Annotated in this window: 21 protein-coding genes and 1 tRNA gene; 1 reads left to right on the top strand and 21 read right to left on the bottom strand. The window is 62.8% G+C overall.

The window, feature by feature from the left end; genetic code table 11:
- Positions 1 to 16 precede the first annotated feature (16 nt).
- The 20 genes from nuoL to ACLV8F_RS17220 form a co-directional block, all read right to left on the bottom strand.
- Positions 17 to 2041: an NADH-quinone oxidoreductase subunit L gene (nuoL, locus tag ACLV8F_RS17315; protein ID WP_411885442.1), complete on the bottom strand. Its 2025-nt coding sequence runs from the start codon at positions 2039 to 2041 to the stop codon at positions 17 to 19.
- 7 nt (positions 2042 to 2048) lie between these two features.
- The gene (gene nuoK / locus ACLV8F_RS17310; protein WP_007864437.1) at positions 2049 to 2357 is read right to left on the bottom strand and encodes an NADH-quinone oxidoreductase subunit NuoK; all 309 of its coding nucleotides are present in this window, start codon (positions 2355 to 2357) and stop codon (positions 2049 to 2051) included.
- Complete coding sequence (locus tag ACLV8F_RS17305; protein WP_411885441.1) at positions 2354 to 3007, bottom strand: NADH-quinone oxidoreductase subunit J; 654 nt, start codon at positions 3005 to 3007, stop codon at positions 2354 to 2356. The genes nuoK and ACLV8F_RS17305 overlap by 4 nt, the downstream gene beginning before the upstream one ends.
- Positions 3008 to 3045: 38 nt before the next feature.
- A complete protein-coding gene (gene nuoI, locus ACLV8F_RS17300) occupies positions 3046 to 3543 on the bottom strand; it encodes an NADH-quinone oxidoreductase subunit NuoI (RefSeq protein WP_411885440.1) in 498 nt (165 codons plus the stop codon).
- Between the two features lie 144 nt (positions 3544 to 3687).
- A complete protein-coding gene (gene nuoH, locus ACLV8F_RS17295; protein ID WP_411879974.1) occupies positions 3688 to 4761 on the bottom strand; it encodes an NADH-quinone oxidoreductase subunit NuoH in 1074 nt (357 codons plus the stop codon).
- Positions 4758 to 6914 (bottom strand): NADH-quinone oxidoreductase subunit NuoG, encoded by a 2157-nt coding sequence (gene nuoG / locus ACLV8F_RS17290; protein ID WP_411885439.1) that lies wholly within the window; start codon positions 6912 to 6914, stop codon positions 4758 to 4760. The genes nuoH and nuoG overlap by 4 nt, the downstream gene beginning before the upstream one ends.
- Before the next feature lie 20 nt (positions 6915 to 6934).
- Positions 6935 to 8338, bottom strand: coding sequence for an NADH-quinone oxidoreductase subunit NuoF (gene nuoF, locus ACLV8F_RS17285; protein ID WP_411885438.1), 1404 nt, complete (start codon positions 8336 to 8338; stop codon positions 6935 to 6937).
- Positions 8335 to 8829, bottom strand: coding sequence for an NADH-quinone oxidoreductase subunit NuoE (gene nuoE, locus ACLV8F_RS17280; protein WP_411885437.1), 495 nt, complete (start codon positions 8827 to 8829; stop codon positions 8335 to 8337). Before nuoE ends, nuoF begins: the two co-directional genes overlap by 4 nt.
- Positions 8830 to 8846: 17 nt before the next feature.
- Positions 8847 to 10100, bottom strand: a complete 1254-nt coding sequence (locus ACLV8F_RS17275; RefSeq protein WP_411885436.1) for an NADH-quinone oxidoreductase subunit D — start codon at positions 10098 to 10100, stop codon at positions 8847 to 8849.
- A gap of 25 nt (positions 10101 to 10125) precedes the next feature.
- Positions 10126 to 10743: an NADH-quinone oxidoreductase subunit C gene (locus ACLV8F_RS17270; RefSeq protein WP_411885435.1), complete on the bottom strand. Its 618-nt coding sequence runs from the start codon at positions 10741 to 10743 to the stop codon at positions 10126 to 10128.
- A gap of 1 nt (position 10744) precedes the next feature.
- Entirely contained in the window at positions 10745 to 11224 is a 480-nt protein-coding gene (locus ACLV8F_RS17265) for a NuoB/complex I 20 kDa subunit family protein (RefSeq protein ID WP_007864469.1), read from the bottom strand.
- Between the two features lie 71 nt (positions 11225 to 11295).
- Positions 11296 to 11655: an NADH-quinone oxidoreductase subunit A gene (locus tag ACLV8F_RS17260; protein WP_007864471.1), complete on the bottom strand. Its 360-nt coding sequence runs from the start codon at positions 11653 to 11655 to the stop codon at positions 11296 to 11298.
- A 99-nt stretch (positions 11656 to 11754) separates the two neighbouring features.
- Positions 11755 to 11839, bottom strand: a tRNA-Leu gene (locus ACLV8F_RS17255).
- Positions 11840 to 11953: 114 nt separating this feature from the next.
- A complete protein-coding gene (secG, locus tag ACLV8F_RS17250) occupies positions 11954 to 12373 on the bottom strand; it encodes a preprotein translocase subunit SecG (protein ID WP_411885434.1) in 420 nt (139 codons plus the stop codon).
- Between the two features lie 33 nt (positions 12374 to 12406).
- Positions 12407 to 13168 carry a triose-phosphate isomerase gene (gene tpiA, locus ACLV8F_RS17245; RefSeq protein WP_411885433.1) on the bottom strand — a complete coding sequence of 254 codons (762 nt, stop codon included), beginning with the start codon at positions 13166 to 13168 and terminating at the stop codon, positions 12407 to 12409.
- A 7-nt stretch (positions 13169 to 13175) separates the two neighbouring features.
- Positions 13176 to 14162, bottom strand: coding sequence for an NAD(P)H-quinone oxidoreductase (locus ACLV8F_RS17240; RefSeq protein WP_411885432.1), 987 nt, complete (start codon positions 14160 to 14162; stop codon positions 13176 to 13178).
- 77 nt (positions 14163 to 14239) lie between these two features.
- Positions 14240 to 16357 (bottom strand): polyribonucleotide nucleotidyltransferase, encoded by a 2118-nt coding sequence (gene pnp, locus ACLV8F_RS17235; protein ID WP_411885431.1) that lies wholly within the window; start codon positions 16355 to 16357, stop codon positions 14240 to 14242.
- Positions 16358 to 16578: 221 nt separating this feature from the next.
- Positions 16579 to 16845: a 30S ribosomal protein S15 gene (gene rpsO / locus ACLV8F_RS17230; RefSeq protein ID WP_348046953.1), complete on the bottom strand. Its 267-nt coding sequence runs from the start codon at positions 16843 to 16845 to the stop codon at positions 16579 to 16581.
- 134 nt (positions 16846 to 16979) lie between these two features.
- The gene (locus ACLV8F_RS17225; protein WP_411885430.1) at positions 16980 to 18167 is read right to left on the bottom strand and encodes a pyridoxal phosphate-dependent aminotransferase; all 1188 of its coding nucleotides are present in this window, start codon (positions 18165 to 18167) and stop codon (positions 16980 to 16982) included.
- 54 nt (positions 18168 to 18221) lie between these two features.
- The gene (locus ACLV8F_RS17220; RefSeq protein WP_411885429.1) at positions 18222 to 19487 is read right to left on the bottom strand and encodes a branched-chain amino acid ABC transporter substrate-binding protein; all 1266 of its coding nucleotides are present in this window, start codon (positions 19485 to 19487) and stop codon (positions 18222 to 18224) included.
- Between the two features lie 141 nt (positions 19488 to 19628).
- Here ACLV8F_RS17220 and ACLV8F_RS17215 point away from each other — a divergent pair, with 141 nt between their 5' ends.
- Positions 19629 to 20030 carry an Hsp20/alpha crystallin family protein gene (locus tag ACLV8F_RS17215; protein WP_411885428.1) on the top strand — a complete coding sequence of 134 codons (402 nt, stop codon included), beginning with the start codon at positions 19629 to 19631 and terminating at the stop codon, positions 20028 to 20030.
- Between the two features lie 31 nt (positions 20031 to 20061).
- Here the strand turns inward: ACLV8F_RS17215 and tsaD are convergent, their stop codons facing one another.
- Entirely contained in the window at positions 20062 to 21105 is a 1044-nt protein-coding gene (tsaD, locus tag ACLV8F_RS17210) for a tRNA (adenosine(37)-N6)-threonylcarbamoyltransferase complex transferase subunit TsaD (protein ID WP_411885427.1), read from the bottom strand.
- Positions 21106 to 21116: the final 11 nt, after the last annotated feature.

Raw genomic sequence — 21116 nt, 5'->3', positions numbered from 1 at the left:
GATTTTGTTGAACTGATCAGCGATTGAGCCAGACGAAATACGTCATCAACACAAACACGCCAATGATCATGCCGAAGGCATAGTGGTAGATGTAGCCGGACTGCAGCCGGCGCACGATACCGGATATCCAGCCGATCAGCTTCCAGGAGCCGTTGACCAGCGCGCCGTCGATCAGCTTCTGGTCGCCGCCCTTCCAGAGCGCGTTGCCGAGCGCACGCGTGCCCCGGGCCAGCACGTTTTCATTGAACCAGTCGAGGTAGTACTTGTTCTCGAGCAGCGTGAAAATCGGCATGAACATGCGTTTGATCGCGGCCGGCAGCGCCGGGTTGACCATGTACATGTACCAGGCCAGCACCGTGCCCGACAAGGCCAGCCAGAACGGCGCGGCCGTCAGGCCGTGCAAGGCCATCTGCGCCGGGCCGTGGAACAGCTGCTTGAGCTCTTCCATGGCGGGATGCTTTTCAAGGTTCACGAGGATGGAGTCCTTGAAGAACTCGCCGTACAGCATGGGCTCGATCGTCAGGAAGCCGATCACCACGGAGGGAATCGCCAGCAGGATCAGCGGCACCGTCACGACCCAGGGGGATTCGTGCGGTTCGTGGTGGTCGTCATGGTGGCCGTGGTCGTCGTGGCCATGGTGGTGCGCGTCGGGGTTCTGGTCGAAGCGCTCCTTGCCATGGAACACCAGGAAATACAGGCGGAACGAATAGAAGGCCGTGACGAAGACGCCCGCCAGCACGGCGAAATACGCGAAACCGGAGCCGGCCAGGTGGCTTTCGTGCACGGCTTCGATGATGCTGTCCTTTGAATAGAAACCCGCGAAGAGCGGCGTGCCGATCAGGGCCAGCGTGCCCAGCAGCGAGGTGATCCAGGTGATGGGCATGTACTTGCGCACGCCGCCCATCCAGCGGATGTCCTGGTTGTGGTGCATGCCGATGATGACCGATCCCGCGGCCAGGAACAGCAGTGCCTTGAAGAAAGCGTGCGTCATCAGGTGGAACACCGCGACCGAATAGGCAGAGGCGCCCAGCGCCACCGTCATGTAGCCCAGCTGGGACAGCGTGGAATACGCGACGACGCGCTTGATGTCGTTCTGGATGATGCCGAGAAAGCCCATGAACAAGGCCGTGATGGCGCCAATCACCATGATGAAGCTGAGCGCGGTATCGCTGAGCTCAAACAGCGGCGACATGCGCGCCACCATGAAGATGCCGGCGGTCACCATGGTCGCCGCGTGGATCAGCGCGGAGATGGGCGTCGGGCCTTCCATGGAATCAGGCAGCCAGACGTGCAGCGGAAATTGCGCCGACTTGCCCATGGCGCCGATGAAGAGGCAGATACAGACCACGGTCACCAGCATCCAGCCGGTTCCGGGGAACGTCAGTTTGGAGAGCTCGTCGGCCTTGGCAAAGGCCTCGGCGTAGTTCAGCGTGCCGGCGTAGGCGGCGATCAGGCCGATGCCGAGGATGAAACCGAAGTCACCCACGCGGTTGACCAGGAAGGCCTTCATGTTCGCAAAAATGGCGGTGGGCTTGTTGAACCAGAACCCGATCAGCAGGTAGGACACCAGACCCACGGCCTCCCATCCGAAGAACAGCTGCAGCATGTTGTTGCTCATCACCAGCATCAGCATGGAGAAGGTGAACAGCGAGATGTAGGCGAAGAAGCGGTTGTAGCCTTCGTCTTCTTCCATGTAGCCAATGGTGTAGATGTGCACCATGAGGGAGACGAAGGTCACCACGCACATCATCATGGCGGTGAGGCCGTCGACCAGGAAGCCGATTTCCATTTTCAGGCCGCCGACGTTCATCCAGGTGTAGAGCGTTTCGTTGAAACGCGCGCCGTCGACCGCGACACTCTTGAGCGTCATGGCCGAAATGATGAAGGCCACCAGCACACCGAGGATGGTGAGGGTGTGCGACAGGCGCCGGCCTATCCAGTTGCCGCCGAAGGAAGTGCCCAGGATACCGGCCGCCAGGGCGCCGGCCAGCGGCGCCAACGGGACGGCCAGCAGGGCCGATGCTGAGAGGGTTTGACTCATTGTATTTTTAGCCCTGGAGCGTATTGAGTTCGTCTACGTTGATGCTGGACTTGTTGCGGAACAGCAGCACCAGGATGGCCAGGCCGATGGCCGATTCGGCCGCCGCGACGGTCAGGATGAAGAACACGAACACCTGGCCGGCCATGTCGTTCAGGTAGTAGGAGAAGGCCACAAAATTCATGTTAACCGCCAGCAGCATGAGTTCGATGGCCATGAGCAGCACGATCAGGTTCTTGCGGTTCAGGAAGATGCCGATGACCGACAGCGCGAACAGCATCGCGCCCAGCGAAAGAAAATGTCCGAGGGTGAGCGTCATGGTTTCTTTTCCTCGGCAGGTGCTGCTGCGACGGCGACAACCGGTGCGGGCATCACGGATTTCATCTTGACCAGGCTCACGCGGTCGGCGCGCTTGACCCGGATCTGCTCGGACGGGTTCTGGTACTTGGAGTCCTTGCGCGCGCGCAAGGTCAGCGCGATGGCGGCAATGATGGCCACCAACAGAATCACCGCGGCGACTTCCAGCGGATAGAGGTATTCCGAGTACAGCAGCTTGCCGAGTTCTTTGGTGTTGGAGACCTGCGCGCCTATCTGGCCCGCCGCCGTCGCCACCTTGGGCGGCTCACGGAAGCCGCCCATCAGCACGTAAGACATTTCCAGCGCGATGATGGCGCCGACGGACCCGGCCAGCGGGAAGTGCTTCCAGAAGCCCTTGCGCACGCTGTCGATGTTGATGTCCAGCATCATCACGACGAACAGGAACAGCACCATCACGGCGCCCACGTAGACCAGCACCAGCGTGATGGCCAGGAACTCCGCCTTGAGCAGAATCCAGACGGCGGACGCCTGGAAAAATGCCAGCACGAGGTAGAGCGCCGCATGCACAGGATTGCGCGCGGTAATCACCTTGAATGCCGCAAACAGCAGCACCGCGGCGAAGACATAAAAAAGACCTGTTTTAGCGTCCATGTTCTTGTGGGTTCTTTCTTGAGCCAGCGGCCTGGGGTTCAGCGGTACTTGGCATCCGCCGCGCGGTTGGCGGCAATTTCGGACTCATAGCGGTCGCCCACGGCCAGCAGCATCTCTTTGGTGAAGTACAGGTCACCGCGTTTTTCGCCGTGGTATTCAAAGATGTGGGTCTCGACGATGGAATCGACCGGGCAGCTTTCTTCGCAGAAACCGCAGAAGATGCATTTGGTCAGGTCGATGTCGTAGCGCGAAGTGCGGCGGCTGCCGTCTTCCCGCACGTCGGATTCGATGGTGATGGCCATCGCCGGGCACACCGCTTCGCAAAGCTTGCAGGCAATGCAGCGCTCTTCGCCGTTTTCATAGCGGCGCAGCGCGTGCAGGCCGCGAAAGCGCGGGCTCAGCGGAGTTTTCTCTTCGGGAAACTGGACCGTGATCTTGCGGCTGAACATGTACTTGCCGGTCAGGGCCATGCCCTTGAACAGCTCGGTGAGCATGAAGCTCGACGCAAAGTCTTTGATGGAAGCTACGGTGGACATATCAATTTCCTGCGGGAGTGGAGCTTGCAGGCAGTGTGTTGATGCAAGCAGGGGCCGCGGGACTGGCTTTGCCAGACCGCAGGCGCAGCGGCCCCCTCGGGGGGCAGAGAGCTACACGAAGTGAGCGAACGTGGGGGTTCATAGTCACTTCCAGATGTTGTACGGGGTCTGCATCCAGGCCCCGACGACCACCAGCCAGACCAGGGTCACGGGAATGAAAATCTTCCAGCCCAAACGCATGATCTGGTCATAACGAAAGCGCGGGAAGGTGGCGCGCACCCACAGGAACATGGTGACCACGACAAAAGTCTTGGCCCCCAGCCAGATCCAGCCCGGGATGAAGCTCAGCGCTTCAACCGGTGGCAGCCAGCCACCCAGGAACAGCAGCACGGCCAGGATGGCGACCAGCCACATGTTCGCGTATTCGGCGAGGAAGAACATCGCGAAAGCCATGCCCGAGTACTCGACCATATGGCCGGCCACGATTTCGGACTCACCCTCAACGACGTCGAAGGGGTGGCGGTTGGTTTCGGCCAGGCCGGAGATGAAGTAGACGACAAAAATCGGCAACAGCGGCAACCAGTTCCAGGACAGGAAGGTCCAGCCATGGCTGGCCAGCGTGCCCTTGCCCTGGCTCATCACGATGTCGGTCATGTTGAGGCTGCCAGACACCATGAGCACCACCACCAGGCAGAAGCCCATGGCGATTTCGTAGCTGACCATCTGCGCCGAAGCGCGCATGGCGCCCAGGAAAGCGTATTTGGAGTTCGAGGCCCAGCCCGCGATGATCACGCCATAGACTTCCAGCGAAGTGATGGCCATGAGGAACAGCAGGCCGGCGTTGATGTTGGCCAGCGCGATCTCGGGCCCGAAGGGAATCACCGCCCACGCGGCCAGGGCCGGCATGATGGTCATGATGGGGCCGAGCACAAAGAGGCCCTTGCTGGCGGCCGTCGGGATGATGATTTCCTTGGTCAGCAGCTTGAGCGCATCGGCAATCGGCTGCAGCAGGCCGAAAGGCCCGACACGGTTGGGGCCGAGGCGAATCTGCGTGAAGCCGATAGCCTTGCGCTCCCACAAGGTGAGGTAGGCCACACAGCCCATCAGCGGCAACAGCACGCACACGATCTTGATAAGCGCCCACAACACGGGCCACACAGTGGCCGGCCAGATACCGCCCATCAAACCCTGGCCGAAGGTGTAAATCGCATCAATCATGCGGCCACTCCTTCGAGCTTCGCGTCAAGGCCTGCGGCCTGGCGGGCGTCCGCCGTCAGCTGCAGCGAGGTTGCGCGCCTGACCAACCCGTCGAGCTGGTAAATGCTGGCCACTGCGGGGGCCTGAGTGTGCGCTGCCGACAGCTGGATGCCGGCTTGCGTGGCATTGCCCAGTTTGTCCGCGGAAAGCTGGGCCGCCTCGGCGCCGGCAACCTGCTTGAGCACGTCTTGCGAAGATTCGAAATCAAAACCTGGCAGGTCCAGCAGGTTGGCAAGCACGCGCAAGACCTTCCAGGCCGGACGGGTGTCGCCCAGCGGTTTGACGACGGCATGGAAGCCCTGCACACGGCCTTCGGCATTCACGAAAGTGCCGGGCGTTTCGGTGAAAGGCGCGATAGGCAGCAGCACGTCGCTAAAGCCCATGTTGGCCTTGAAGGGGCTCAGGGTCACAACCATTTGCGCGGCGTTGAGCGAGGACTTGGCCCTGGCGCCCAAGGCGGAATCAAACTCAGGCTCATTGTTGAGCAGGATCACGGCCTTGAGCTGGCCGTCCAGCATCTGGCCTGCGTTGAGGCCCTTGCCGGCGGGCAAGGCGCCGGCCAGTTGGGCGCCCACGGTGTTGGCGGCTTCCGTCAGGTAACCCACAGTGGCGCCGGTCTGTGCGCCTATCCAGTTGGCAAGCGCCAGCAGGCTGGAAGCGTTGGCGTGGTGCGCCGCGGCGTTGCCCAGCAGGATGGCTTTGCGTTCGCCGCCCTGCAGGGACTTGGCGATGGCCTTGGCGGCATCGGTGGCCTGGCCGGAGGCCGGGGCCGTAACGCCCTTGTCGGCGGCAATCGCTGCGGCCACGTCGGCCAGCGACTGGGCCCAGGCTTCTGGCGCTGCCAGCAGCGTGTTGGCCACAGGCATCGCCCAGGCGTCGGCGTGTGCCAGCTCCGCAGTGGAATTGATGGTGCTGAGCGCCCCACCCTTACGCACGGCCTGGCGAATACGCTGCGCAAACAGCGGATGGTCCTTGCGCAGGTTGGAGCCGACCACGAGCACGCGCTGCAGTTGCGACAGCGAAGCAATCGAGGTGCCCAGCCAGCGGATGGCCGATGGCGTGGTGAACTCGGCGTTGCGCAGGCGGTAGTCGATGTTGTCGCTGCCCAGGCCGCGCATCAATGAGGCGGCGAGGTAGAGCTCTTCAAGCGTGCTGTGCGGGCTGGCCAGAGTGCCAATGCTGTTGGCGCCGTGGTCGGCCTTGATTTGTTTGAGGCCGTTGGCCACGTATTCGAGCGCGGTCTGCCAGTCGACGGTTTTCCACTCGCCACCCTGCTTGAGCATGGGGCTGGTCAGGCGTTCGTCGCCGTTGAGGGACTCGTACGAGAAGCGGTCACGGTCGGCGATCCAGCACTCGTTGACGTCTTCGTTCTCGAGCGGGACCACGCGCATGACCTTGTTGCTCTTGACCTGGACGATCAGGTTGGCGCCGGTCGAGTCGTGCGGGCTGACCGACTTGCGGCGCGACAGTTCCCAGGTGCGGGCGCTGTAGCGGAAAGGCTTGCTGGTCAGCGCGCCGACCGGGCAGATGTCAATCATGTTGCCGGACAGCTCGGAGTCCACCGACATGCCGACAAAGGTTTCGATCTCGGCGTGTTCGCCGCGATGCGACATGCCAAGCTCCATCACACCGGCCACTTCCTGGCCAAAGCGCACGCAGCGCGTGCAATGGATGCAGCGGCTCATTTCCTGCATGGAAATCAGCGGGCCGACGTCCTTGTGGAAGACGACGCGTTTTTCTTCTTCGTAGCGCGATTCGCTGCCGCCGTAACCGACGGCCAAGTCCTGCAGCTGGCACTCGCCGCCCTGGTCGCAGATCGGGCAGTCCAGCGGGTGGTTGATCAGCAGGAACTCCATCACGCCCTTCTGGGCCTTGATGGCTTTGTCGTTCTTGGTGCGAACGATCATGCCCTGCGTCACGGGCGTGGCGCAGGCCGGCATGGGCTTGGGCGCCTTCTCCACATCGACCAGGCACATGCGGCAGTTCGCGGCAATGCTGAGTTTCTTGTGATAGCAGAAGTGCGGAATGTAGGTGCCGGCTTTTTCGGCCGCATGCATCACCGTGCTGCCTTCCAGCACTTCCACCTTCTGGCCGTCGAGTTCTATTTCAACCATATTTTTTTCTTTCCGCGGCTTTAGGCTTGCGCAGCAGCCGGAGCCTGGGATGTGGGAGCCTGAGGGGCCGGCGTCTTGATCATGGCTTCAAACTCATGACGGAAATGCTTGATCATGGCGCGCACCGGCATGGCCGCGGCGTCGCCCAGCGCGCAGATGGTGCGGCCCTGGATGTTGTCGGCCACCGAATTGAGCAGGTCCATGTCGGTTTGTTTGCCATGGCCGTTGTGGATGCGGTCCACCACGCGCCAGAGCCAGCCCGTGCCTTCGCGGCAAGGCGTGCATTGGCCGCAGGACTCATGCATGTAGAAGTAGGACAGGCGCTTGAGCGACTCGACCATGCAACGGCTGTCGTCCATCACGATCACCGCGCCCGAGCCCAGCATGGAGCCGGCCTTGGCGATGGAGTCGTAGTCCATGGTGCAGTCCATCATGATGGATGCCGGGAGCACGGGCGCAGACGACCCGCCGGGGATCACGGCCTTGAGCGTTCGGCCCTTGCGCACGCCGCCGGCGAGTTCCAGCAGCTTGGAAAACGGCGTGCCCATGGGCACTTCATAGTTGCCGGGCAATTCGACGTCGCCCGAGACCGAATAGATCTTGGTGCCGCCGTTGTTGGGCTTGCCGCATTCGAGGTAGGCCTGGCCGCCGTTGCGGATGATCCAGGGCACGGCCGCGAAGGTCTCGGTGTTGTTGATGGTGGTGGGCTTGCCGTAGAGGCCGAAGCTGGCCGGAAACGGCGGCTTGAAGCGCGGCTGGCCTTTTTTGCCTTCGAGCGACTCGAGCAGCGCGGTTTCTTCGCCGCAGATGTAGGCGCCGAAGCCGTGCGAGGCATGGAGCTGGAAGCTGTAACCGCTGCCCAGGATGTTGTCGCCCAGCAGGCCGGCGGCGCGGGCTTCTTCCAGCGCCTCTTCAAAACGCTGGTAGGTCGCGAAGATTTCGCCGTGGATGTAGTTGTAGCCGACGCTGATGCCCATGGCGTAGGCGGCAATCGCCATGCCTTCGATCACGCTGTGCGGGTTGTACTGCATGATGTCGCGGTCTTTGCAGGTGCCCGGCTCGCCCTCGTCCGAATTGCAGACCAGGTATTTCTGGCCCGGAAACTGGCGCGGCATGAAGCTCCACTTGAGCCCGGTCGGGAAACCCGCGCCGCCGCGGCCGCGCAAGCTGCCGGCCTTGACTTCGGCAATGACCTGGTCGGGCGTCATGCCCTCGCCGCCGTCCTGCTTGAGGATCTTGCGCAGGGCCTGGTAGCCGCCGCGCGCTTCGTAGTCTTTAAGCCGCCAGTTGCTGCCGTTGAGGTCGGCCAGGATTTGCGGGTTGATGTGCCGGCCGTGGAAGCAGGTCTGCACGCCGGTGGCCGAGAACTGGGACAGCACGCTCTGCGCGGCTGCGCTGTGGGGAGTCAGGGGTGCGAGCGTCATGGTTGCTTTGCCTCGGCGGATTTGAGACCTTCGATGAGCTGGTCCAGCTTCTCGTTGCTCATGAAGCTGCACATGGTGAGGTCGTTGACGAGCATCACGGGCGAATCGGCGCAGGCGCCCAGGCATTCGGACTGCTGCAGCGTGAAGAGGCCATCGGCGCTGGTCTCGCCCATGGTGATGCCCAGTTTGTGCTCCAGGTGCTTGAGCGCCTTGGCGCCGTCGCGCAACTGGCAAGGCAGATTGGTGCAGACGTTGAGTTTGTACTTGCCAACGGGACGCTGGTTGTACATGTTGTAGAAGGTGGTGACTTCACGCACGGCGATGGGCGCCATGCCGAGGTATTCGGCCACGGCTTTTTCGCTTTCGGCGCTCACGTAGCCGTGCTCTTCCTGCAGGATGGTCAGGCAGGCCATGACGGCCGACTGCTTCTGGTCCGCGGGGTATTTGGCGACTTCGCGATCGAAGCGCGCTCGGGTTTGTTCAGAAATCATGGGGGAAACCATCCGGTTTAGCGATCAATCTCACCGAACACAATGTCCATGGTGCCGATCACGGCGACGGCATCGGCAATCATGTGGCCGCGCGACATTTCGTCCATGGCCGCGAGGTGCGGGAAACCCGGCGGGCGGATTTTCAGGCGATAGGGCTTGTTGGCGCCGTCGCTGACGATGTAGATGCCGAACTCGCCCTTGGGGTGCTCGACCGCTGCGTAGGCTTCGCCTTCGGGCACGTGAAAGCCTTCGGTGAAAAGCTTGAAGTGGTGGATCAGCTCTTCCATGTTGGACTTCATGGATTCGCGGTCAGGCGCGGCAACCTTGTGGTTGCTGGTGATCACGGGGCCGGGGTTCACGCGCAGCCAGTCAATGCACTGCTTGATGATGCGGTTGGACTGGCGCATCTCTTCGATGCGGACCAGGTAGCGGTCGTAGCAGTCGCCGGTCTTGCCGACCGGGATGTCGAAGTCCATCTTGTCGTAGACGTCGTAGGGCTGCTGCTTGCGCAGGTCCCAGGCGAAACCTGAACCGCGGAGCATGGGACCGGTGAAGCCGAGGTTGAGGGCGCGCTCGGGGGAGACGACGCCCACGCCGACAGTGCGCTGTTTCCAGATGCGGTTATCGGTCAGCAGGGTTTCGTATTCGTCGACGTAACCGGGGAACTTGTTGACGAAGTCCTCGATGAAGTCGAGCAGCGAGCCCTGGCGGTTTTCATTGAGCGCCGCGATGGCCTTGGCGTTCTTGACCTTGCTGACGCGGTACTGCGGCATGCTCTCGGGCAAGTCGCGGTAGACGCCGCCCGGGCGGAAGTAAGCCGCATGCATGCGCGCGCCGGAAACGGCCTCGTACATGTCGAACAGCGCTTCACGCTCGCGGAAGCAATAAATCAGGATGTTCATCGCGCCGCAATCGAAACCGTGCGCGCCCAGCCACAGCAGGTGGTTGAGCAGGCGCGTGATTTCGGCGTACATCACGCGGATGTACTGCGCGCGCACCGGCACGTCGACGCCGAGCAGCTTCTCGATGGCCAGGCAGTAGGCGTGCTCGTTGGACATCATCGAGACGTAGTCCAGGCGGTCCATGTAAGGCAGCGACTGGATGTAGGTCTTGCTTTCGGCGAGCTTCTCGGTCGCACGGTGCAGCAGGCCGATATGCGGGTCGGCGCGCTGGATCACTTCGCCGTCGAGCTCGAGCACCAGGCGCAGCACACCGTGCGCCGCGGGGTGCTGCGGTCCAAAGTTGAGCGTGTAGTTTTTGATTTCAGCCATGTGGGGTATCTCTTGCCGGTGCTGCCTACTGCAGCCCGCCGTAGTTGTCTTCACGGATCACGCGCGGCGTGATCTCACGCGGCTCGATGGTGACCGGCTGGTAAATCACGCGCTTTTGCTCGGGGTCGTAGCGCATTTCCACGTGGCCCGATGTCGGGAAGTCCTTGCGGAAAGGATGGCCGATGAAACCGTAGTCCGTCAGGATGCGGCGCAGGTCGTTGTGGCCTTCAAAGATGATGCCGTAGAGGTCGAAGGCTTCGCGCTCAAACCAGTTGGCCGAATTCCAGATGCCGTTAAGCGAATCCACCACCGGGAAATCGTCGTCGGGGCAGAACACCTTGAGGCGCACGCGCTGGTTGAGGCTGACCGACAGCAGGTGCGTCGCCACGCAGTAGCGAAGGCCGTCGTACTGGCCGTCGCGGTATTCGGAATAGTCGACACCGCAAAGGTCAATGAGCTGCTCGAAACGGCAGCCGGGCGCATCGCGCAGCAAGGTGGCGGCCGCGAGGTAGTCGGCGGCGGCAACCGTGAGGGTGATTTCACCGAGTGCGGTCTTCAGCGTTTTGACTTTGTCGCCGAGCACGGCCCGAATCGTTTCGGCGAGTTGCTCCACGGACACGGGAGAAGATGACAAGGAGGACATGCTATGCCCTCGCAATCGTGTTGGTGCGGCGGATTTTCTGTTGCAGCTGGATGATGCCGTACATCAGGGCTTCCGCCGTGGGCGGGCAACCCGGCACGTACACGTCCACCGGCACGATGCGGTCGCAGCCGCGGACCACGGAATAGCTGTAGTGGTAGTAGCCGCCGCCGTTGGCACACGAGCCCATGGACAGCACCCAGCGCGGCTCGGACATCTGGTCGTAGACCTTGCGCAGGGCCGGGCCCATCTTGTTGCACAGCGTGCCGGCCACGATCATGAGGTCGGACTGGCGCGGGCTGGGACGGAACAACATGCCGAAACGGTCCAGGTCGTAACGCGCCGCGCCCGCATGCATCATTTCGACGGCGCAGCAGGCCAGGCCGAACGTCATGGGCCAGAGCGAACCCGTCTTGGCCCAGTTCACCACGGAGTCGTAACTCGTGGTCATGAAGCCTTCGTTGAAAACACCTTCAAGTGACATACCCGTACCTTTGTGGCGAAACCCGCCCTAGACCCTGAAAAGCCCTCGGGATCTTCTTATCTTCTAACTTCTCATTCCCAGTCCAGGGCGCCCTTTTTCCACTCGTAGACGAAGCCCACGACCAGAATGCCCAGGAAAATCATGACCGACCAGAAACCGACGGGGCCGATTTCCTTGAGCGCCACGGCCCAGGGAAAAAGAAACGCGATTTCGAGGTCAAAAAGAATGAAGAGGATGGCGACCAGGTAGTAGCGCACATCGAATTTCATGCGGGCATCTTCGAAAGCTTCGAAGCCGCATTCGTAAGGGGAGTTTTTTTCGCTGTCGGGGCGCACGGGACCCAACAAACGCCCCAGGACCTGGGGCACCACGCCGACACCCACACCAACCAGAATAAACAGGAGAACAGGAAGGTATTGATCGAGGTTCATCGTGGATTCAACTTCTGAAAAGCCACCTGTGCGGTTTGTTTCAGCTTGCCGTTTGAGCCGACAGCATCGCCGGAGCGCTGCTGCCGATGCATGTCAATCTGGTGCGGACGGCGAGACTCGAACTCGCACACCTTTCGGCACTACCCCCTCAAGATAGCGTGTCTACCAATTTCACCACGTCCGCGGTATTTAACTGTCTGGATGGCATGAGGAACCTTGCGGTTTTGGCTTTCCAGACAGTCTCAGAGTTTACCCTGAAATGCCGCCTCCCTCGACGAGAGGCGGCAGCAAAATCACGTTATTTCGTCGGGATTTGCGCGGAGCCCGATGCGGCCACTGCAGGGGGCGCAGGAACTGTGGCGCTGGTGCTTGCGGGTGCTGTGGTTCCGGGGATTTGGCCGGCGCCGGAAGCCGCAGCGGCAGGAGCCGGTGCCGTTACCGCAGCGCCTTCCAGCACGCTGGAACTGTTGCGCGGAAGCGATGCGCCGCCGAAGTAAGCAAGCAGCAAGGTGCAGGCAAAAAACAACGCCGCGAGAACACCCGTGCTGCGCGACAAAAAGTTGGCACTGCCGCTGGCGCCGAACAGGCTGCCCGAGCCGCCGCTGCCGAATGCCGCGCCCATGTCGGCGCCCTTGCCGTGCTGCACCAGGATCAGGCCGATCATGCCGAGCGCCGACAGCATTTGCACGGCGAGGACAATGGTTAATACAACGTTCATATCTACTCCTAAATTAATAGCGTTCTGCGCTCGTCATTGACGGGCTGCAGCAATGATGGTCAAAAAATCGGGGGCTTTGAGCGAGGCGCCGCCAATCAGGCCGCCGTCGATGTCGGGCTGGGCCAGCAGCGTTGCCGCGTTGGCCGCGTTCATGCTGCCGCCATACAGGATTTTCACACGCGCAAACTGGTCCGTGGCCGCCTTCAACTGCGCACGCAATACCGCATGCACCGCCTGGGCTTCTTCGGGCGACGCCGTCTTGCCGGTGCCTATGGCCCACACGGGTTCATAGGCCACGACGATTTCGCTGATGCAGTGGCCATTCGTATGGATCACTGCAGCCAGTTGGCGCTTGACGACCTCCTCGGTGTGGCCCGCTTCGCGCTCGGCCAGCGTCTCGCCCACGCAGACGATGGGCGTGATGCCCGATGCCAGCGCGGCCTTGGCTTTGTCGGCCACCAGCTGATCGGTTTCGCCATGGTACTGGCGGCGTTCCGAATGGCCGACGATGGCGAAGCGGCAGGCAAAATCCTTGAGCATGGCGGCGCTCACCTCACCGGTGTAAGCACCCGAGGCATGCGCCGAGACGTCCTGCGCGCCCAGTTCCACAGCAGCCAGGCCGGCCTGCGCCGAACGCATTGCCTGCACCTGCGCGAGATAAGGCGCGGGAACACAAACAGCCACTTCGCACGCGGCAGGCGCGGAGGCCAGGCCTTGCGCCAGCGCGTCCAGCAGGGCCGCGTTGGCCGCCAGGCCGCCGTTCATCTTCCAGTTTCCCGCAATGAGTTTTTTCATCTTTGGCTCACCAGGTCAAAACAATTTTGCCGATGTGTGAATTCGACTCCATCAGCGCATGGGCCTTGGCCGCATCGGCCGCGGCGAAGGTGTTGTGAATCACGGGCTTGATCTTGCCGGCCGAAAGCAGCGGCCAGACTTTTTCCCTGAGCGCTTTCGCAATTGCCGCTTTGAACTCGATGGAACGCGGACGCAAGGTCGAGCCGGTGATGGTCAACCGCCTGCGTAACACCAGGCCTGCATTGATCTCAGCCTTGATGCCGCCCTGCACCGCGATGATGACGAGCCGGCCGTCTTCGGCCAGGCACTCGATTTCACGCGCCACATAGCTGCCGGCGACCATGTCCAAAATGACGTTGACGCCCTGCCCGCCGGTCAGTTTTTTCACCTCTTCGGCAAAGTCGCTGGCCTTGTAGTTGATGGCGTGGTCGGCACCGAGGGCCACACAGGCCGCGCATTTGTCGTCACTGCCGGCCGTGACCAGCACCGTGGCGCCCATGGCCCTGGCGATCTGGATGGCCGTGACGCCTATGCCGCTGGAGCCACCCTGGATCAGCAGGGTTTCACCCGGCTGCAAACGAGCCCGCTCGAACACATTGCTCCAGACCGTGAAGAAGGTCTCGGGCAGCGAAGCAGCTTCGATGTCGCTGAGACCCTCAGGCACCGGCAGGCACTGGCCCACGGGCGCGACGCACAGCTCGGCATAACCCCCGCCGGCCACCAGCGCACAGACGCGGTCACCGAGCTTGAGGCCGGCCGCGGCCATGGCCTTGGAATCACCCGAGACGATCACGCCGGCGACTTCCAGACCCGGAATGTCGGACGCACCCGGCGGCACAGGGTAGTTGCCCATGCGTTGCAACACGTCGGGGCGGTTCACGCCGCTGGCGCTCACGCGGATCACCACCTCGCCGGGTCCTTCGACGGGTGCCGGACGCGCGCCCAGACGCAACACCTCGGGCGCGCCGTAGGAGGTAATTTCAACAGCTTTCATGGCGTATGCAGTTCATTTGCGCCGCCGGCGCCCGATGCACGGGCGCCAGGCGGCTGCAAAATCCGTCGCAAGACGGATCAGCCGCGGTCCTGGTCCTGGGCCGGACGGTCCAGCAAGGCCTTCATCGACAGCTTGACGCGGCCTTTTTCGTCGGTCTCGAGAACCTTGACCTTGACGATCTGGCCTTCGCTCAGGTAGTCGGTAACTTTTTCGACGCGCTCGTGGGCGATCTGGCTGATGTGCAGCAGGCCGTCCTTGCCGGGCAGCAGGTTGATCAGCGCGCCGAAGTCCAGGATCTTGGTGACCGGGCCTTCGTAGACCTTGCCGATTTCGACTTCAGCGGTGATCTCGGCGATGCGGCGCTTCGCCTCGTCGGCCTTGGCGCTGTCGTTCGAGGCGATGGTGATGGTGCCGTCTTCCTCGATGTTGATCTGCGTGCCGGTTTCTTCGGTCAGCGCGCGGATGACGGCGCCGCCCTTGCCGATCACGTCGCGGATCTTCTCGGGGTTGATCTTCATGACGTAGAGGCGCGGTGCGAAGTCGGACACTTCGGCCTTGGCCTCGCCCATGGCTTCCTGCATCTTGCCCAGGATGTGCATGCGGGCTTCCTTGGCCTGGGCCAGCGCGACCTGCATGATTTCCTTGGTGATGCCCTGGATCTTGATGTCCATCTGCAGCGCGGTGATACCGAAGGTGGTACCGGCGACCTTGAAGTCCATGTCGCCCAGGTGATCTTCATCGCCCAGGATGTCGGTCAGCACGGCAAAGCGGTTGTCTTCCTTGATCAGGCCCATGGCGATGCCGGCCACGTGGGCTTTCATCGGCACGCCGGCGTCCATCAGCGACAGGCAGCCGCCGCAGACCGAAGCCATCGACGAGGAGCCGTTGGATTCGGTGATTTCGGACACCACGCGCATGGTGTACGGGAATTCTTCCTTGGAAGGCAGCACGGCGATCAGCGCGCGCTTGGCCAGGCGGCCGTGGCCGATTTCGCGGCGTTTCGGGCTGCCGACACGGCCGGTTTCGCCGGTGGCGAACGGAGGCATGTTGTAGTGCAGCATGAAGCGGTCTTCGTAGTCGCCGGACAGCGCGTCGATGCGCTGCGCGTCGCGCTCGGTGCCCAGCGTGGTCACGACCAGCGCCTGGGTTTCGCCGCGCGTGAACAGGGCCGAGCCGTGGGTGCGCGGCAGTACGCTGTTGCGGATTTCAATGGCGCGAACGGTGCGCGTGTCACGGCCGTCGATGCGGGGTTCGCCGGCCAGGATCTGGCTGCGGACGATCTTGGCTTCGATGTCGAACAGCATGCCGTCGACGGCCACGCTGTCGAATTCAACACCTTCGGCCTTCAGGCCCGTTTTGGTCCAGGTGGTCACTTCGCGCGTGGCGTGGGTACGGGCCTGCTTGTTGCGGATCTGGTAGGCAGCGCGCAGCTTTTCTTCGGCCAGCGCGCCGACCTTGGCGATCAGCACTTCGTCCTTGGGAGGAGCACGCCAGTCCCAGACCGGCTTGCCGGCGTCGCGCACGAGTTCGTGGATCGCGCTGATGGCGATGTTGCCCTGCTCATGGCCGAACACCACGGCGCCGAGCATGATTTCTTCGGACAGCTGCTGGGCTTCGGACTCGACCATCAGCACGGCGGCTTCGGTGCCGGCCACGACGAGGTCCATCTTCGATTCCTTGAGCTGGGTCTTGCCGGGGTTAAGCACGTACTGGCCGTCGATGTAGGCCACGCGCGCGGCTCCGATGGGGCCGTTGAACGGGATGCCGGAAATCGACAGCGCGGCGCTCGAAGCGATCAGCGCGGGAATGTCGCCTTCGACTTCAGGGTTCAGCGACAGCACGTGGATCACGACCTGCACTTCGTTGAAGAAGCCTTCGGGGAACAGCGGGCGGATCGGGCGGTCAATCAGGCGGGAGGTCAGCGTTTCGAATTCGCTGGGGCGGCCTTCGCGCTTGAAGAAGCTGCCGGGGATGCGGCCGGCGGCGTAGGTTTTTTCGAGGTAGTCGACGGTCAGGGGGAAGAAGTCCTGGCCGGGCTTGGCGTCGGTCTTGGCGACCACGGTGGCCAGCACCACGGTGCCGTCCATGTCAACGACGACGGCGCCGCCGGACTGGCGCGCGATTTCGCCGGTTTCCATCGTGACCTTGTGCTGGCCCCATTGGAATGATTTGGTGACTTTGTTGAAAATGCTCATGTTCTTATCTCCACTAAATTCACGCGCTTGAGGCAGCGCGGGAGGCCCGGAGCGGGGGCTGGCTGAACACGATGCCATTCCACAAAATGCCTGAAATCAGCGGGCTGACCAGGGGCTTTTCTTGTGGAATGACACAGCGCGTGTTCGTTTTGCCTTGCTCCGAAGTAAAAAGCGCCTGAGCTAGTGAACTAACTCAGGCGCTTTCAAATCGTTGTTACCGATTACTTGCGCAGGCCAAGCTTGGCGATCAGCGCGGTGTAACGTTCGGCATCTTTGGACTTCAGGTAGTCCAGCAGCTTGCGGCGGCGGCTCACCATGCGCAGCAGACCGCGGCGGCCGTGGTGATCCTTGGCGTTGGCTTTGAAATGGGGGGTCAGTTCGTTGATGCGGCCGGTCAGCAGCGCCACTTGAACTTCAGGGCTGCCGGTATCGCCGGCGGCGCGTGCGTTGGCCTGAACGATTTCGGCCTTGATCGATTTTGCAATCATGTTTTCTCTTTCTTGCACCGAGGTGCGCTTGCGAGCGAAGCAGCGCTCCCGACATGGGAGTGAATAAACCGCTTTCGTCGTGTTCCGGCAGGCAAAAGCCCCAAAAAAGGCCTCGACCTGCGCAGAGCCTTGGATTATAGCCCAAGCCAAGTCCTGAGGCGGCCCACCCCCTGCCCCAGCCGGTCAAGGTCCTGGCTGGCAAAACACCAGCGCAGCCAACCCTGGGCCTCCGGCCCCGGGTCGACCATGAAGGCGTTGCCGGGCGCCAGGCCCAGCCCGGCCTCCACGACCAGGCGTTTGGCCGTCTCCAGCGAGTCGCCGAAGCGCGCTTGGTCTTCCAGCCTGAAAAAGGCGTACATGCCGCCTTTGGCCGGCGCCAGTTGCACGCCCGGCACAGCCTGCAGCAGCGGAACCAGGGTGTCACGGCAGGTTTTGAGGTGGGCGACCACTCGGGGCGTGATGTCGGCCGTGCGCTCAATCGCCACCAACCCGGCCCGCTGCACGAACACCGGCGCGCAGGAAGTGTTGAATTCCACCAGCTTGCCCATGTGCGGCGTCATGCTGGCCGGCATCACCAGCCAGCCCAGGCGCCAGCCGGTCATCAAAAAGCTCTTGGAAAAGCTGTGAACCACCACCAGCCGGTCTTCCGGCGCCGCGATGTCCAGGAAACTCGGCGCGCAGCCGTTGGGCGTGGGCTCGTAATACAGCCGCTCGTAGACCTCGTCGGCCAGGATCCAGGTGCCGGTTTGGCGGCAATGCGCCAGGATGGCCTCCTGCTCAGCGCGCGCCAGGGTCCAGCCCGTGGGGTTGTTGGGCGCATTGACGATCAGCAGCTTGGTCGCCGGTGTGATGGCGGCCAGCAACTCGGCCACGTCGAGCCGCCACTCACCCGCCACCGGCTTGAGGCTGACGCACTTCACGTGCGCGCCCATGATGGCCGGCTGGGCCGTCAGGTTGGGCCAGACCGGCGTCACGGCCACGACTTCGTCGCCCGCATCGACCAGCGCCTGCACGGCCAGCATCAGCGCGTTGACGCCGCCCGAGGTCACCGCGATGCGTTCGGCCGTGATGGGCGCAGCGCCGGGGCAGCGCAGGCCCGTGGCGTAAGCGGCGATGGCTTCGCGCAACTCGGGCAGGCCCAGGTTGTGGGCATAAAAGGTCTCACCCTGTTGCAGGGAAGCAGCCGCCGCGTCGCGGACAAAAGCCGGCGTGACCTCGTCACTCTCGCCAAACCAGAACTTGAGCACGTCGCTGCGCCCCATGCCCGCATTCGCGACCTGGCGGATCATGGATTCTTCAAGGTTTAAAACGGCCTGTCTCATGGGAGTATGTCGATCTGCCTGCCGGCGTCAGTCAAAAAAAGGGGGAAGGAAAGCTCAGGGCCTGGCCATCTTGCAGCTGCTGGGCTGCTCGGCGCGTTCAGGCGAAATCGTCTTGATCACGCGAAAGCCGTAGCCCGAGCCTTCCACGTCGAACTTCACGCCCGGCGAGCCTTGCTTACCCATCAACGCCACCAGCAGCGGCTGCTGGAACTGGTGGTCGACCGCGCGCATCGTGCCTTGATGGCCCGCGAAGGTCACGGTGCTGCGCTCGAGCTGCGCCGCGACCGCGCCGGCCTCGGCGCTGCCTGCCTTGTCAATGCTTTGGGCCAGTGCCTCAACCATGAGCTGCATGCGCATGTGCACATAGTCGTCCTGCGGCTTGGGAAAGCGCTGGCGGAAGGACTGGTAAAACGCCTCTGACTGCGCGCCCGGCTCGTTGGGGAACCAGTCGGCCACCGCGACCACCTTGCCCACGCCGGCGTCGCCCAACGCGCCCGGCACGCCCAGCGCATTGCCGTAGAAGGTGTAGAACTTGCCCTCGTAGCCGACTTCCTTGGCCGCCTTGATCAGCAAGGTCAGGTCGTTGCCCCAGTTGCCCGTGAGTACCGCCTGCGCGCCGCTGGCCTTGATCTTCGCGGCGTAGGGAATGAAATCCTTGACGCGGCCCAGCGCGTGCAGTTCGTCGCCGACGATCTGCATGTCGGGGCGCTGCACGCCCAGCTGCCTGCGCGCCTCGCGCAGCACCGCCTGGCCGAAGCTGTAGTCCTGGCCGAACAGGTAAATGCTTTTGAGCGCCTTGTCGTCCTTGAGCACGTCCATCAGCGCGGCCATGCGCATATCGGCATGCGCGTCAAAACGGAAGTGCCAGTAGCTGCATTTTTCGTTGGTCAGGATGGGGTCGACCGCCGAGTAGTTCAGGAAGATCACGCGCTTGTTGGGCTCGCGCTCGTTGTGCTTGTTGATGGCGTCTATGAGCACTGCCGCGATCGCGGATGAATTGCCCTGCGCGACGATGGTCACGCCGTCGTCGATGGCCGAACGCAAGGCGGCCAGCGCTTCTTCGTTCTGGCCCTTGTTGTCATAGCGCTCGACGAGCAGCTTGCGCGCCCCGCCGGCGAGCGTCACACCGCCGCGCGCGTTGACACGCTCCGTCGCCCAGACGAGATTGCGGAACACCGCTTCACCGGTATTGGCGAAGGCGCCCGACAGGCTTTCGATCAGCGCGATGCGTACTGGCGGCGGGCTCGCGGTCTGCGCCGTGGCGGCCAGCGAGGCGCCAAGACATAGGGCCATGAACAGGCGTTTCAAGTGTTTTCGCATAAAAAAATAGACCCTTGCCTTTTGCTTGTTCTGGCTTGAATAAACCGGCTGCACACCTAACTGGTGAGCATGCGGCAATCACGGTGAGCGCCGCGCAGTGTAAGGGGAAAACGCCCCTTGTTAACCCATCAAGGAATCGACATGTTTTACTCTCTCGCCAACCGCCCCACCCGCGCTTTTCATCGCCACTATGCGCCCGTCGTGAGCAACGGCGCACTGGAAAAATTCCTCAACGACACCTTCTCTTCGCTCTCCGACACCGGCGCCGCCAAGGCCGCCAGCGTGGAAGACCTTGAAAAGGCCTACACCCTGCAACTCGACGTTCCGGGCCTGGCCCGCGAACAGCTGGACATCGGCATCGAAGGCGACGTGGTCCGCGTTTCCAGCAAGGAAGACGCAGCCCGCAAGGTCAAGGCCGCATGGCGCTTCCCGCTGGAAATCGACACGGCCAACAGCTCGGCCAAACTCGAAAACGGCGTGCTGACCCTGACGCTGGGTAAAAAATTCCCCGTCAGCAACGTGACGACTCTGAATATCCAGTAATCGAAGCACCCCGGGTTGCGGGCGGCACGGCTCAGGCCGGCTCCGCCTGCAACTCCGCCAGGTTCCAGCGCGGTTTCACGTCAAAGGTGTAGCCGCGCTGCGGCGTTTCCAGCCCCGCCTGTAGTCGCATCGCCGCAGCCAGGGCAATCATGGCCCCGTTGTCGGTGCATAAATGCAGCTCGGGGTAATGCACGCGGATGCCGCGCTGTTTGCACACCGCATTGAGCTGGGTGCGCAGCAAGGAATTCGCGCCCACGCCGCCGGCCACCACCAGGCGTTTGAGCCCGGTTTGCGCCATGGCGGCCAGTGATTTTTTCACCAGCACCTCGACAATCGCCGCCTGCGTGGACGCCGCCAGGTCGGCCTTGCGGCCGTCCAACTCAGCGCCCAGTTTTTTGGCCTGCGTGAGCACCGCGGTCTTGAGCCCGGCAAAGGAAAAATCCAGGTCGCCGCTGTGCAACAAGGGCCGCGGCAATTTGAAGGCGGCGCTGTCGCCCCCTTCCGCCAATTTCGACAAATGCGGGCCGCCTGGGTAAGGCAGGCCCATGAGCTTGGCCGACTTGTCAAAAGCCTCGCCGGCCGCATCGTCAATGGTTTCACCGAGCAGCTCGTAGCTGCCCACGCGGTCCACCCGCATCAGCTGTGTGTGGCCGCCGGATACCAGCAAGGCCACAAACGGAAATTCAGGCGGGTCGGCGCTCAGGAAGGGCGACAGCAGATGGCCCTCCAGATGGTGCACACCCATGGCCGGCTTGCCCAGCGCGGCGGCCAGCGAGCAGGCCACGCCCGCGCCCACCAGCAGCGCACCCGCCAGGCCGGGCCCGCGCGTGTAGGCCACCACGTCGACCTGCGCCAGGCTGCTGCTCGCCTCGGCCATCACCTGGTGCGTCAGCGGCAGCACGCGGCGGATGTGGTCGCGGCTGGCCAGTTCCGGCACCACGCCGCCATAGGCCTGGTGCATGTCGATCTGGCTGAACAGCGCATGCGACAGCAGGCGCGGCACGCCGCTGCCCTCGGCGCGCGCCAGCGCCACGCCCGTTTCATCGCAAGAAGACTCGATTCCCAATACCAGCATGCGGGCAAGTG

The sequence above is a fragment of the Polaromonas sp. YR568 genome, assembly GCF_943369675.1.
Taxonomy (GTDB): Bacteria; Pseudomonadota; Gammaproteobacteria; order Burkholderiales; family Burkholderiaceae_C; genus Polaromonas.
The sequence above is the reverse complement of the archived record's forward strand: the minus strand, read 5'-3'. Positions and strand labels throughout refer to the sequence as shown.

Excerpts from the sequence above, each read along its gene's own strand:
- nuoL (WP_411885442.1), bottom strand. The coding sequence starts at position 2,041 with ATGAGTCAAACCCTCTCAGCATCGGCCCTGCTGGCCGTCCCGTTGGCG.
- nuoK (WP_007864437.1), bottom strand. The coding sequence starts at position 2,357 with ATGACGCTCACCCTCGGACATTTTCTTTCGCTGGGCGCGATGCTGTTC.
- ACLV8F_RS17305 (WP_411885441.1), bottom strand. The coding sequence starts at position 3,007 with ATGGACGCTAAAACAGGTCTTTTTTATGTCTTCGCCGCGGTGCTGCTG.
- nuoI (WP_411885440.1), bottom strand. The coding sequence starts at position 3,543 with ATGTCCACCGTAGCTTCCATCAAAGACTTTGCGTCGAGCTTCATGCTC.
- nuoH (WP_411879974.1), bottom strand. The coding sequence starts at position 4,761 with ATGATTGATGCGATTTACACCTTCGGCCAGGGTTTGATGGGCGGTATC.
- nuoG (WP_411885439.1), bottom strand. The coding sequence starts at position 6,914 with ATGGTTGAAATAGAACTCGACGGCCAGAAGGTGGAAGTGCTGGAAGGC.
- nuoF (WP_411885438.1), bottom strand. The coding sequence starts at position 8,338 with ATGACGCTCGCACCCCTGACTCCCCACAGCGCAGCCGCGCAGAGCGTG.
- nuoE (WP_411885437.1), bottom strand. The coding sequence starts at position 8,829 with ATGATTTCTGAACAAACCCGAGCGCGCTTCGATCGCGAAGTCGCCAAA.
- ACLV8F_RS17275 (WP_411885436.1), bottom strand. The coding sequence starts at position 10,100 with ATGGCTGAAATCAAAAACTACACGCTCAACTTTGGACCGCAGCACCCC.
- ACLV8F_RS17270 (WP_411885435.1), bottom strand. The coding sequence starts at position 10,743 with ATGTCCTCCTTGTCATCTTCTCCCGTGTCCGTGGAGCAACTCGCCGAA.
- ACLV8F_RS17265 (WP_007864469.1), bottom strand. The coding sequence starts at position 11,224 with ATGTCACTTGAAGGTGTTTTCAACGAAGGCTTCATGACCACGAGTTAC.
- ACLV8F_RS17260 (WP_007864471.1), bottom strand. The coding sequence starts at position 11,655 with ATGAACCTCGATCAATACCTTCCTGTTCTCCTGTTTATTCTGGTTGGT.
- secG (WP_411885434.1), bottom strand. The coding sequence starts at position 12,373 with ATGAACGTTGTATTAACCATTGTCCTCGCCGTGCAAATGCTGTCGGCG.
- tpiA (WP_411885433.1), bottom strand. The coding sequence starts at position 13,168 with ATGAAAAAACTCATTGCGGGAAACTGGAAGATGAACGGCGGCCTGGCG.
- ACLV8F_RS17240 (WP_411885432.1), bottom strand. The coding sequence starts at position 14,162 with ATGAAAGCTGTTGAAATTACCTCCTACGGCGCGCCCGAGGTGTTGCGT.
- pnp (WP_411885431.1), bottom strand. The coding sequence starts at position 16,357 with ATGAGCATTTTCAACAAAGTCACCAAATCATTCCAATGGGGCCAGCAC.
- rpsO (WP_348046953.1), bottom strand. The coding sequence starts at position 16,845 with ATGATTGCAAAATCGATCAAGGCCGAAATCGTTCAGGCCAACGCACGC.
- ACLV8F_RS17225 (WP_411885430.1), bottom strand. The coding sequence starts at position 18,167 with ATGAGACAGGCCGTTTTAAACCTTGAAGAATCCATGATCCGCCAGGTC.
- ACLV8F_RS17220 (WP_411885429.1), bottom strand. The coding sequence starts at position 19,487 with ATGCGAAAACACTTGAAACGCCTGTTCATGGCCCTATGTCTTGGCGCC.
- ACLV8F_RS17215 (WP_411885428.1), top strand. The coding sequence starts at position 19,629 with ATGTTTTACTCTCTCGCCAACCGCCCCACCCGCGCTTTTCATCGCCAC.
- tsaD (WP_411885427.1), bottom strand. The coding sequence starts at position 21,105 with ATGCTGGTATTGGGAATCGAGTCTTCTTGCGATGAAACGGGCGTGGCG.